General features: G+C 70.9%; 11 protein-coding genes, 1 tRNA gene and 1 pseudogene. 7 read left to right on the top strand and 6 right to left on the bottom strand.

Annotated elements, in window-relative coordinates:
* Window positions 1-290, bottom strand: a pseudogene (locus tag KF737_RS17580) (primosomal protein N'); the annotation flags it as partial.
* 57 nt (window positions 291-347) lie between these two features.
* Between KF737_RS17580 and fsa the strand changes: the two are divergent.
* The 3 genes from fsa to KF737_RS17565 are packed head-to-tail and all read left to right on the top strand — an operon-like array spanning window position 348 to window position 2,618.
* Entirely contained in the window at window positions 348-1,001 is a 654-nt protein-coding gene (gene fsa, locus KF737_RS17575; protein WP_296457879.1) for a fructose-6-phosphate aldolase, read from the top strand.
* A 13-nt stretch (window positions 1,002-1,014) separates the two neighbouring features.
* A complete protein-coding gene (locus KF737_RS17570; protein ID WP_296457876.1) occupies window positions 1,015-1,695 on the top strand; it encodes a DUF484 family protein in 681 nt (226 codons plus the stop codon).
* Window positions 1,680-2,618, top strand: coding sequence for a tyrosine recombinase XerC (locus KF737_RS17565; protein ID WP_296457873.1), 939 nt, complete (start codon window positions 1,680-1,682; stop codon window positions 2,616-2,618). Before KF737_RS17570 ends, KF737_RS17565 begins: the two co-directional genes overlap by 16 nt.
* A gap of 117 nt (window positions 2,619-2,735) precedes the next feature.
* Here the strand turns inward: KF737_RS17565 and KF737_RS17560 are convergent, their stop codons facing one another.
* From KF737_RS17560 to KF737_RS17545, 4 genes are all read right to left on the bottom strand, one after another.
* Complete coding sequence (locus tag KF737_RS17560; RefSeq protein ID WP_296457869.1) at window positions 2,736-4,322, bottom strand: right-handed parallel beta-helix repeat-containing protein; 1,587 nt, start codon at window positions 4,320-4,322, stop codon at window positions 2,736-2,738.
* A gap of 309 nt (window positions 4,323-4,631) precedes the next feature.
* Window positions 4,632-4,706 (bottom strand) — tRNA-Gly (locus KF737_RS17555).
* Between the two features lie 138 nt (window positions 4,707-4,844).
* On the bottom strand, window positions 4,845-5,588 hold the full coding sequence (locus tag KF737_RS17550) for a DUF6065 family protein (protein ID WP_296457891.1): 744 nt from the start codon (window positions 5,586-5,588) through the stop codon (window positions 4,845-4,847).
* A 148-nt stretch (window positions 5,589-5,736) separates the two neighbouring features.
* Window positions 5,737-6,426: a PEPxxWA-CTERM sorting domain-containing protein gene (locus KF737_RS17545; protein ID WP_296457866.1), complete on the bottom strand. Its 690-nt coding sequence runs from the start codon at window positions 6,424-6,426 to the stop codon at window positions 5,737-5,739.
* A gap of 154 nt (window positions 6,427-6,580) precedes the next feature.
* Here KF737_RS17545 and KF737_RS17540 point away from each other — a divergent pair, with 154 nt between their 5' ends.
* The 4 genes from KF737_RS17540 (at window position 6,581) to KF737_RS17525 (ending at window position 8,933) form a co-directional block, all read left to right on the top strand.
* Window positions 6,581-7,087, top strand: coding sequence for a prolyl-tRNA synthetase associated domain-containing protein (locus tag KF737_RS17540; RefSeq protein ID WP_296457863.1), 507 nt, complete (start codon window positions 6,581-6,583; stop codon window positions 7,085-7,087).
* A 71-nt stretch (window positions 7,088-7,158) separates the two neighbouring features.
* Window positions 7,159-8,064: a co-chaperone YbbN gene (locus KF737_RS17535; RefSeq protein WP_296457859.1), complete on the top strand. Its 906-nt coding sequence runs from the start codon at window positions 7,159-7,161 to the stop codon at window positions 8,062-8,064.
* 16 nt (window positions 8,065-8,080) lie between these two features.
* A complete protein-coding gene (locus KF737_RS17530; protein WP_296457856.1) occupies window positions 8,081-8,737 on the top strand; it encodes an LON peptidase substrate-binding domain-containing protein in 657 nt (218 codons plus the stop codon).
* A 10-nt stretch (window positions 8,738-8,747) separates the two neighbouring features.
* Window positions 8,748-8,933, top strand: coding sequence for a Trm112 family protein (locus KF737_RS17525; RefSeq protein ID WP_296457852.1), 186 nt, complete (start codon window positions 8,748-8,750; stop codon window positions 8,931-8,933).
* 156 nt (window positions 8,934-9,089) lie between these two features.
* Here the strand turns inward: KF737_RS17525 and KF737_RS17520 are convergent, their stop codons facing one another.
* The gene (locus KF737_RS17520) at window positions 9,090-10,343 is read right to left on the bottom strand and encodes a UbiH/UbiF/VisC/COQ6 family ubiquinone biosynthesis hydroxylase (RefSeq protein WP_296457849.1); all 1,254 of its coding nucleotides are present in this window, start codon (window positions 10,341-10,343) and stop codon (window positions 9,090-9,092) included.
* Window positions 10,344-10,458 lie beyond the last annotated feature (115 nt).

Raw genomic sequence — 10,458 nt, 5'->3', positions numbered from 1 at the left:
GCGATCGCCAGCGGCTGGCCTGGCGCATCCACCGCATAGCGCGCCGCCCACTGCACGAACGCCACCGTCCCGGGCGGCAGGCGCGGATCGTCCAGCCGCTCGGCCACGGGCTTGAGCGGCCGGTTGCCCCCCGTCGCGTCGCGAAGGTCGGTGACCACGCCGCGGATCAGCCGCGGCCCCAGCGGCACGGCGACCTGGTCGCCGGCCTCCAGGCCCATGCCCTCCGGCTCGGCGTAGTCGAACGCCTCGGGCAGCGGCATGGGGATCAGGACGGAAGCGATGCGGCTCATAGGTTTGCGAGCCACCGCATCGCAGCTACAAGCGGCGCGAACAAGAGACGGATCACGATGCAGCTCTTCCTCGATACGACCGACACCGCCGTCCTGAAGGACATGGCCGCCACGGGCCTGGTCGACGGCGTCACCACCAACCCATCCCTGATCGCCAAAAGCGGACGCAATATGCTGGAGGTGATCGCGGAGATCTGCGGCCTCGTGGACGGCCCGGTCTCGGCCGAGGTCGCCGCCATGGACGTCGAGGGCATGCTGGCCGAGGGCCGCAAGCTGGCCGGCGTGGCCACCAACGTCGTCGTGAAGGTCCCGCTCACCCGCGAGGGCCTGATCGCCACGGCCGAGTTCGCCGCCGAGGGCATCCAGACCAACGTCACCCTCTGCTTCTCGGCGGCCCAGGCGCTGCTCGCCGCCAAGGCGGGCGCGACCTACATCAGCCCGTTCATCGGCCGCCTGGACGACCACGGCGCCGACGGCATGGACCTGATCACCGAGATCCGCGCCATCTACGACAACTACGACTTCGACACCGAGATCCTGGCCGCCTCGATCCGCACGCCGGCGCATGTGACCCAGGCGGCGCTCGCCGGCGCCGACTGCGCGACCATCCCGCCCGACGTCTTCCAGGCGCTCTTCAAGCATCCGTTAACCGAACGGGGGCTCCAACAGTTCATGGCGGACTGGGCCAAGACCGGACAGTCCATCTTGTAGAGGTCGAGGCGCCATGGACGGGTCGCAGGGTGAACTTTTCGCAGCCAGCCCGCTGGATCCGTCCGAGGTGCGACGCTTCCTGGCCGACAACCCCGACTTCCTGAAGGGCGACGACGGCCTGCTGGCCGAGCTCGGCCTGACGGTCGCCACGTCGAACGTGGTGGAGTTCGCGCCGCTCGCGCGCGTCCACGCCGCGCACCAGGAAGAGACCAAGCAGCGCCAGATGCTGGAGGAGGTGGCGCGCGCCAACTTCGCCGCCCAGGCCCAGACGCACGGCGCCGTGGTCGACCTGCTGGACGCCCGCAACAACGCCGACCTCGCCCGCCGCGTCGACGAGGTCGCCCGCACGCGCTTCGGCCTCGCCGCCGGCGTGATCGCGCTCGAATGCGACGGCCTGCCGCCCGCCGGCTGGCGCGGCCTGGTCCAGGGCCAGGTCGACCTGATCCTCGACGGCCCGCACCGGCTGGCCCGCATGGGCTTCGCGCCGACAGCCCTCGGCCTTTTCGGCGACGACGCCGGCGAGATCGCCTCGATGGCCATGGTGCGCATGGCGATCTGGGAGCCCGCCCGGCAGGGCCTGCTGGCCTTCGGCTCGCACGACCCGGAAGGCTTCACGCCCGAGATGGGCAGCGAGCTGGTCGCCTTCCTCGCCCGCGTCGCCGAACGCACGGCCGAGCGATGGCCGCTGCTCTGAGCGCCCCCAGGACCGCGGAGGCGGCGCGGCAGGCCTGGCTGCAGCATCTCGCCCACGAGCGCCGCGCCTCGCCGCGGACGCTGGAGGCCTACGGCTTCGCGGCCCAGCGCTACCTGACCTTCCTCGAGCGGCACCGCGGCGAGAGCCTGAGCGTCGCGGCGATGACCGGCGTCACGCCCGCCGAGATCCGCGCCTGGCTCGCGCACCTGCGCTCCGGCGACCGTCCGCTCTCGCCCCGCTCGCTCAGCCAGGCGCTCAGCGCCATCCGCACCTTCCACCGCTTCCTCGACCGCCGGCTCGACGCGCCCAACCCGGCCATCGCCCTCGTCCGCGGCCCGCGCGTGAAGCCCGGCGCGCCCAGGCCCGTCACCGAGGACCAGGCCGCGGGCCTGCTGGCCGAGCCGGGCCTCGACCCCGACCGCGAGGACTGGGAGGCGGCCCGCGACCAGGCGGTGCTGACCCTGCTCTACGGCTGCGGCCTGCGCATCTCCGAGGCGCTCGGCCTCAGGCGCGCCGACGCCCCGCTGGGCGACCTCCTCCGCATCACCGGCAAGGGCGGCAAGACCCGCATGGTTCCGGTGCTGCCCGCCGTGCGCGCCGCGGTCGACGCCTATCTCGCCGAGGTCCCGTTCGCGATCGAGGCGGACGACGCCCTCTTCCGCGCCAGGCGGGGCGGGCCGCTGTCGCCCCGCCACGTCCAGGCGACCGTCCAGACGCTGCGCAGCCGCCTCGGCCTGCCGGCCAGCGCCACGCCGCACGCCCTGCGCCACGCGTTCGCCACGCACCTGCTGGGCGCCGGAGCCGACCTGCGCTCGATCCAGGAGCTCCTGGGCCACGCGTCGCTCTCGACCACGCAGCGCTACACCGAGGTGGACGCAGCCGCCCTGCTCAGCGCCTACAGCGCCGCGCACCCGCACGCCTGACGCCAGGGCCCAGCGGACGACGCCGGCGCGGACGAAGTTCTGCGTCGGAGCGTCCCGGGGGAGGAGGAGGGCTTTCGATTGGGCGACCGCTTCCGTTCGAGTCCTCGGCGACCCCGCTCAGCCGACGGTGATCCACCCCTCGCCGAGGGACGAGGCCGCGACGCCGGCCAGGATCACCTGGCCGCCGCCGATCATGCCGACGATCGTGTCCGCGCCGCTCTGCGCGACCCAGTAGGTGGTGCCGGCGTCCAGGACGAGGCGGTCGCCCTCGGCGAAGTCGAAGTCGGTGATGAGGTCGATGCCGGCCTCGCCGAACGAGTGGAACGTGTCCGCGCCCGCGCCGCCGGTCATGGTGTCGTCGTCCCGGTCGCCCGAGAGGTAGTCGTCGCCCGCGCCGCCGATGAGCACGTCGTCCTGCTGCCCGCCGCGCAGGGTGTCATTACCGGCGCCGCCTTCGCAGGTGTCGGCGCCGAGGTTGCCGTAGACGAGGTCGTCGCCGGCGTCGCCCGACAGCCGGTCGTCGCCCTTGCCGCCGACCACCCAGTCGTCACCGGCGCCGCCCGAGGCCGTGTCGTCGCCCTGGTTGCCGTTGATGTCGTCGAAGTTCGCGGAGCCGCGCAGCACGTCGTCGCCCTCGCCGCCGCGGATCACGCTGCCCGTGGCGCTGCCGCGCAGGACGTCGTCCTCCGCGCCGCCCGTGATCGCCGACATGTTGCCGGACAGCCATTGGCGCACGACGGCCGCGCCGGCGTCCGACACCGCCGACGCGTGGATCGTCCCGGTCTCGACGACGTCCGTCGAGGTGAGGATCTTCAGCTTCAGCGCCGAATTGCCGTCGACCGTCGCGCCGGAGACGTTGCGCAGCAGGATATAGGCGTCGTGGTCGTCGAACGACTGGACGATGTTGCCCTCGAGCGTGACGTCGCGGGAATTGCCCACCGTGATGGCGTTGAAGGTCGCGCCGGCCACCAGGTTGCCGCGGATGACCACGTGTTCGTAGGGCAGGTCGCCGACTTCGTCGCGAAGGCAGATCCCCTGGACGATGTAGCCGTCGCCGCGCACGAAGATGTTGTTCTCGATCAGGATGTCGTGCGCCGAGGACGTGGTGTTGGTGGTCCAGAACTGGATGACGTCGCCGTGGTCGCCCTCCTTGATGTGGAAGTCGCGGAAGCTGTTGCGCGCGATGGTCACGAACGACGAGCCGCCGCCGCGGACGCCGTCCATCCGCAGGTCGTGGAATTCGTTGTCGCTGATGGTCAGGCGCGTGTCGTCGAGGTGGCTGACGCCCCAGTAGAGCTGCTCGAACGTCGAGTTGGTGATGCTGACGTCGGTGCTGCTGCGGACCTGAAGGCCCCCCGCGTCGTTGGTCGGGTCGTCGTCCAGGCTGCCGTGGAAATAGACCTGGTCGAAGGCGATGCGCGCGCTGCCGCTGACCGCGTTGGGCGACGAATCCGCGCCCGGCTGCGACAGGATCGTGAGGTCCCGGAAGGTGAGGCCGGCGCTCCCCTGGACGGTGAGGCCCGCGATCTCGGCCGGGGCGTTCGGGTCCTGCGACGTGATCGTGACGCCGGCGCCCGCGACGTCGATCTTGCTGATGCGTACGCCGTCGTAGCGGCCCGCGGCGAGCGCGATGACGTCGCCCGCCTGCGCGGTCTTCAGGGCGGCGCCCAGCGCCGCCGTGTCGCCGACCGCGATCACGCTCATCGGAAACCCCCACGCATGCCTCGGCCCCCTCACGCCCACGGACTGATACGAAGACGCATACGCGAAGGACGGCTAAGGCTTAGATAAGCAGCTTGGCCATGTCGGTGTCGAATCGCGCCGATTCCCCTCGAGAACCGCGACATCCCGTCGCGACCAGAAGCTCAAAAGCTTCGCCGTATCAGATGGTTATGGCCAAGTTTGGGGAGGCGGGGCGCCGACGCGCGAAACGCGCGGCCATCGCGGCGGCCCACGGACACGCGCCAGCGACCGCCGAAGCGGCGCCGCAAAGCTGTCGACGACCGGAAAATCTGGAGCGGGCGAGGCGATTCGAACGCCCGACCCCAACCTTGGCAAGGTTGTGCTCTACCCCTGAGCTACGCCCGCGCTCCGTGGGGACCGATGGGCGTCCCCGTGCGAGAGGCGGCCTTATGACAGACCACTTTTCGCATTGCAAGCGGTCGAATGACGCGGTCGCGAAGCGGCGGCGTCGGCGCGCCTTCAGGCGAAGCGGCGGGCCGATCGTCAGCGGAACTTGGGGGTCTTCAGGCGGCGCTTGTTGACGTGGCCTTCCGGGTTCGGGGCGTCCACCTCCTCGGGGAATTCGCCCTTGAAGTAGTAGCGCTGCCAGGCCGCCTTGGTGGCCTCCGGGTCGCCGCGGAAGATCTTCTGGTTGAACTCGGACCGGTGCTTCTCCCAGACGTCGTACTGGTGGCGGAGCTCCGGGTCGCTGTCCATGCGCCGGATCACTGGCTGGATGTCGTGCAGCATCCTGTCCTGCAGCAGCGTGATGAAGCAGAAGGGCTCGCCCTTCTCGAAGCGCACGCGGCCGGGGCGGGTGAAGATCCAGTTCATCGTGAAGGGGAAGGGCAGCCAGTCGGTCTCGACCACGCCCGCCAGCGGCTGGATGCCGTCCTTCACGTGGTTGGGCGGCCCCTGGGCCAGCATCGACCAGCCGGGCGGCGTGCGGAACAGGTAGCCGGCGTGGAAGGTCAGCACCCCGTGGCTGAAGTGGCTGGACGCCAGCTTGTGGAAGTCGGGGTTCGGCGTATCGGGCCGCAGCGTGATGTCGGCCTGCATGTTGCCGCCGTTCCACTCGGCGGTGAACGACATCGGGCAGAGCAGCTCCCAGCCCGAGGAGTTGGCCATGGCCAGCGGCAGGCAGCGGTAGGGATGGCGGGCGGTGAAGTTGTCCATCCAGGCGCGCTGCGGGCGGCCGGGCACGAGCTCGGGCGGCCGTTCGGTGACCGGGAAACACTCCAGTTCCATGGGCGGCTGGCTCACGCGACCTCCACGCTTGTCTGGCGCGACCCTTAAGCCCCGGCGCGCGACCGCGTCCACCGCGAAACGGCCGCCCGGAACGGCAAAGGCCCCGCCGGTGGGCGGGGCCTCGCTTGTCAGGTCCGTCTGCCGGCGATCAGGCCAGGGCGGCCTTGCGGCGGCGGATCATGGCGCCGGCCATGCCGAAGCCGCCGATCATCAGGGCCCAGGTCGCGGGCTCGGGCACGATGCCGGCCAGCCCGTCGTACTCGAACGCGTCGGCCGACGACTCGAACCTGATGCTCGTCACCTTGGTCGTGCCGAAGCTGTAATACACGCGGAAGCCTTGCGTGCGGTCGCCGGTGCCGGGCGGGTCGCCGCCCCAGATGTCGGCGCCCTCGAACACCGTCGAGCCGCCGTCCTCATGGAAGAAGGTGACTTTGTTGTAGGTGTCGGGCGAGCCCATGTAGAAGCTGAAGCCGCGCAGGGTGGCCCCGCCGAGCAGCGTGTAGGTCGCGGACGTGCCGCCCTGCACCGACGCATAGTTCGTGTTGTCCACCGGGTTCGCCGCGCCGCCGATGATGATGCCGCCCGAGTACGGCGGCGGGGCGCTGGTCGAGATCGGATCCTGGAACTCGTCCGGATACTCGATGATGTTGCCGACATAGGACGTCAGTGGGCTGTCGATGTCGTCGAAGTTGTCGAGCATGATCTGGTTGTGTGCGGCGAGCGTGGCGCCGTGCAGATCGTCGGCGACGGCGGCCGAGACGACGATCGCAGCGTTGGCGGACGAGGCCACGCCTGCGAACGCAATCGCGGACACGGCCGCGAGAACAAGCTTCTTCATGAAACTTCCCCGATTTCCGGACCCACCCGATAGCTAGCCCGGTCCATACCTTAACCATACACTAACGTTGGAAACTCGACGAACAAGAATCACCCGAAAAGCGAATCTTCGGCGAAAACGGTGACGCTTCAGTCAGTCTCGGCTAAGGCGAGGCATGATGTCCCGCGACGAGTTCCTCGCATTTCTGGTAGAGTTGAAAGTCGAACACTCGACATACGAGCATCCGGCCGTGTTCACCGTCGGCGAGAGCGGGAACATCAAGCAGAAGATCCCGGGCGCCCATACGAAGAACCTGTTCCTGAAGGACGCCAAGGACCAGCTCTGGCTCGTTTCGGCCGAGGCGCACGCCGAGATCGACCTGAAGCGCCTGCACACCGTGATCGGGTCGGCGCGGCTGTCGTTCGGCAAGGCCGAGCTGATGGCGGCGACGCTGGGCGTGACGCCCGGCTCCGTCACCGCCTTCGGCCTCGTCAACGACCGGGACCGCCGGGTGCGGTTCGTGCTGGACCGGACCCTCGCCGAGGCCGGCATCGTCAACTTCCATCCGCTGACCAACACCGCCACAACGGGCGTCGGCCAGGCGGGCTTCCGGCGCTTCCTCGCGGCGGTCGGCGTGGTCCCGCTCGTGGTTGATTTCGACACGATGGCCGTCGTGCGGTAGCGATCGGCCCAACTTGCGACCATCTTGGGCGCGAGACGTTCTCAGGCACTCAAGGGACAAGGACACCGGGCATGACCCTCATCGGGGAAACCCACCAAGGCGGCGCGCCGGCGCCGGCCGACCTCATCAAGGACGCCACCGACGCCAGCTTCGTGGCCGACGTGATCGAGGCGTCGAAGACGACGCCGGTGATCGTCGACTTCTGGGCGCCCTGGTGCGGCCCGTGCCGCCAGTTGGGCCCGGCCATCGAGAAGGCCGTGGTCGCCGCCAGGGGCGCGGTGAAGCTGGTCAAGATCGACATCGACAAGAACCCCGCCTACGCGGGCCAGCTTCGCGTGCAGTCGATCCCGGCGGTGTTCGCCTTCGTGGACGGCCGGCCGGTGGACGGCTTCATGGGCGCTCTGCCCGACAGCCAGGTGAAGTCGTTCGTCGACCGCCTGGCCAAGCAGGGCGGCGGCTCGCCGATCGACGAGCTGATCGGGATGGCGAAGGAGTCGCTGGCGCTGAACGACCTGGGCGGCGCGGCCCAGGCCTATGCCCAGGCGCTGCAGATGGATCCGGGCAACGCCAAGGCCATCGGCGGCCTCGCCCGCCTCTACCAGACCCAGGGCGACCTGGAGCGCGCCGCCGAGGTGCTGGAGATGGCCGCGCCCGACGCCAGGGACCCCGACATCGACGCCGTGCGCGCGGCCCTCACCCTGGCCGCCGAGGCGCCTTCGGAGACGGCCGAGTTCGAGGCCCGCCTCGCCAGGGACCCCGACGACCACGAGGCGCGCCTGGAATATGCCAAGGCCCTGGCCGGAGCCGGCAGGATGATGGAGGCGGCCGACGCGCTGCTCGAAAGCATCCGCCGCGACCGCGAGTGGAACGACCAGGCGGCGCGCAAGCAGCTCCTCACCATCTTCGAGGCCGCCGGCCCGGTGTCGGACGTGGCCAGGCAGGGCCGCCGCAAGCTCTCGTCCATCCTGTTCAGCTAGCCAGGGAAAGGGCCCGATGGCCCCCTATCGCAGTCTCGCCGACCTGCCGCAGTTGATCCCGGTGTTCCCGCTGGACGGCGCGCTGCTGCTGCCCGGCGGCGAGCTGCCGCTGCAGATCTTCGAGCCGCGCTACCTCAACATGGTGGACGACGCGATGGCCGGGGACCGCGTCATCGGCATGATCCAGACCCGGGGCGGCTCGCGGGCGCGCCCGAAGCTCGCCAGCGTGGGCTGCCTGGGCCGCATCACCAGCTATGCGGAGACGTCGGACGGCCGCTACCTGATCACGCTCACCGGCGTCTGCCGCTTCCAGACCGGCGAGGAGCTGGACCTGCGCATGCCCTACCGCCAGGTGCGCGCCGGCTACGAGACGTTCGGCGACGACCTCGACCGCGAGGCCGAGCCGGAGGTGAGCGACGAGGCCCGCGCCCGGTTCGCGACCGCGCTCAAGACCTACCTCAACCGCCGCGAGCTCGACATCGACTGGGAGACCGCCAGCGTCGCCCCCATCGAGGCGCTGGTGAACAGCCTCTGCATGGGCCTGCCCTTCGAGCCGGCGGAGAAGCAGGCGTTCCTGGAGGCGCCGGACCTGGAGGGCCGCTTCGCGGCGCTGACCACCCTGCTGGAGATCGACGCCTCCGAGCCGGATGACGAGCGGCCGAACCTGCAGTAGGACGCGCCTGATGCAACACGACGTCGACCCACGCCTGCTGGAAGTGCTCGTCTGCCCGGTGACCAGGGGCCCGCTCGACTACGACCGCGAGAAGGGCGAACTCGTCAGCAAGGGCGCCCGCCTCGCCTACCCCATCCGCGACGGCGTCCCCATCATGCTGCCCGAAGAGGCGCGCGACCTGGGCGAGGGGGAGTAGCGCCGCGGCCAATCCCTCCCCTTCAGGGGAGGGAAAGCTCGCCGCGAGGCGAGCAGGGTGGGGAAATCAAGGTCATCCCCGACCGTCGCGTTCGTCACCCGACATCCCCACCCTGGCCGCTCCGCGGCCTGTCCCTCCCCTGAAGGGGAGGGATGATTACAGCGCCTCGCCGCGCAGCAGCCTCGGCAGGTCGCCGACCGCGCCGCCGGCTTCGTGCATGAAGAAGCGGCGGGCGGGGCCGATGCGGTTGACCATGGCCATGCCGGCGCCGCGGGCCATGCGCAGCAGCGGGTGGTCGTTGGAGAAGAGGCGGACGAAGGCGTCCATGCCGGCCGACAGCATCACCGTGTCGAACCGGCGCCAGGCGGCGTAGCGCTCCAGCACCGCCTCGGAGCCGATGTCCTCGCCCACCCGGGCGGCGTCGACCAGCACCTCGGCCAGGGCGGCGGCGCCCTTCAGCCCCAGGTTCAGCCCCTGGCCAGCGATCGGATGCACGCCGTGGGCGGCGTCGCCCAGCAGGGCCACGCGCGGCGCGACCAGGCGCTCGGCGAGCTGGAGGCTGAGCGGGTAGGCGAACACCGGCCCCTCGACCGCGATCGCGCCCAGGAAGTCGCCGAACCGGCGCTCCAGGTGGGCCTGGAACATCTGCGGCCGCGCCGCCTTCAGCGCCGCGCCGCGGGCGGTGCTCTCGGTCCAGACCAGGCTCGCGCGGTCGTCGGTCAGCGGCAGGATCGCGAACGGGCCGCCGGGCAGGAAATACTCGTGCGCCACGCCCCCGTGCGGCCGCTCCAGGCGCACCGTCGCGACCACGCCGGTCTGCGGATAGTCCCAGCCGATCGCGCCGATCCCGGCCTCGGCGCGGATCACCGACCCCCGGCCCTCGGCGCCCACGGCGAGCGGCGCAGTGAGCACGCGGCCGTCCGCCAGCGTCACCTCGGCCGCGCGCGGCCCGAAGGCGGCCTTGGCCACCCGCGCCGGCGCCAGCACCTCGATGCCCGCGGCCTTCACGGCGCCGGCCAGCGCCGCGCGGATATGGCGGTTCTCCAGCAGGTAGCCCAGCGGCTCTCCATCGGAGCGGTCGGCGATCTCGGCCGAGTCGAAGCGCAGGAAGAACGGCGGCGCCGCGCCCGCCGCCGCGCCGGGCGTCGTGCTGTCGGTCACCAGGATCTGCTCGATCCGCTGGGCGTGCGGGTCCAGCGCGTCGGCCAGGCCCAGGGCGCGCCACTGGCGGTAGGCGGCATAGGCGATCGCCGACGCGCGGCCGTCGAATGCAGGCGCCACCTGGTCGTCGAACACCACCGGGTCGATCAGCACCGGATCGAGGCCGGCCTGCTTCAGCGACAGCGCCAGGGTCGCCCCGGCCATGCCGGCCCCGGCCACGATGACGTCGGCGTTCCGGCCCTCGCTCATGGGCCGGATAGGCCACGAACGGGCCGCGACGTCCAGCCGCGCTGAAAGCGGCGCGCTAAAATTGGACGGCGCCGTCCAGTCTTCACTTGAAGCTGGCCGGGCGCGGGCATATCTC

Origin of the sequence: Phenylobacterium sp. (assembly GCF_019636135.1) — a bacterium.
GTDB lineage: Bacteria > Pseudomonadota > Alphaproteobacteria > Caulobacterales > Caulobacteraceae > Phenylobacterium.
Note: the sequence above shows the minus strand (reverse complement) of the source record. Positions and strands in the feature narration are given on the sequence as shown.

Coding starts and splice junctions, on each gene's coding strand:
- fsa (WP_296457879.1), top strand. CDS start 348: ATGCAGCTCTTCCTCGATACGACCGACACCGCCGTCCTGAAGGACATG.
- KF737_RS17570 (WP_296457876.1), top strand. CDS start 1,015: ATGGACGGGTCGCAGGGTGAACTTTTCGCAGCCAGCCCGCTGGATCCG.
- KF737_RS17565 (WP_296457873.1), top strand. CDS start 1,680: ATGGCCGCTGCTCTGAGCGCCCCCAGGACCGCGGAGGCGGCGCGGCAG.
- KF737_RS17560 (WP_296457869.1), bottom strand. CDS start 4,322: ATGAGCGTGATCGCGGTCGGCGACACGGCGGCGCTGGGCGCCGCCCTG.
- KF737_RS17550 (WP_296457891.1), bottom strand. CDS start 5,588: ATGGAACTGGAGTGTTTCCCGGTCACCGAACGGCCGCCCGAGCTCGTG.
- KF737_RS17545 (WP_296457866.1), bottom strand. CDS start 6,426: ATGAAGAAGCTTGTTCTCGCGGCCGTGTCCGCGATTGCGTTCGCAGGC.
- KF737_RS17540 (WP_296457863.1), top strand. CDS start 6,581: ATGATGTCCCGCGACGAGTTCCTCGCATTTCTGGTAGAGTTGAAAGTC.
- KF737_RS17535 (WP_296457859.1), top strand. CDS start 7,159: ATGACCCTCATCGGGGAAACCCACCAAGGCGGCGCGCCGGCGCCGGCC.
- KF737_RS17530 (WP_296457856.1), top strand. CDS start 8,081: ATGGCCCCCTATCGCAGTCTCGCCGACCTGCCGCAGTTGATCCCGGTG.
- KF737_RS17525 (WP_296457852.1), top strand. CDS start 8,748: ATGCAACACGACGTCGACCCACGCCTGCTGGAAGTGCTCGTCTGCCCG.
- KF737_RS17520 (WP_296457849.1), bottom strand. CDS start 10,343: ATGAGCGAGGGCCGGAACGCCGACGTCATCGTGGCCGGGGCCGGCATG.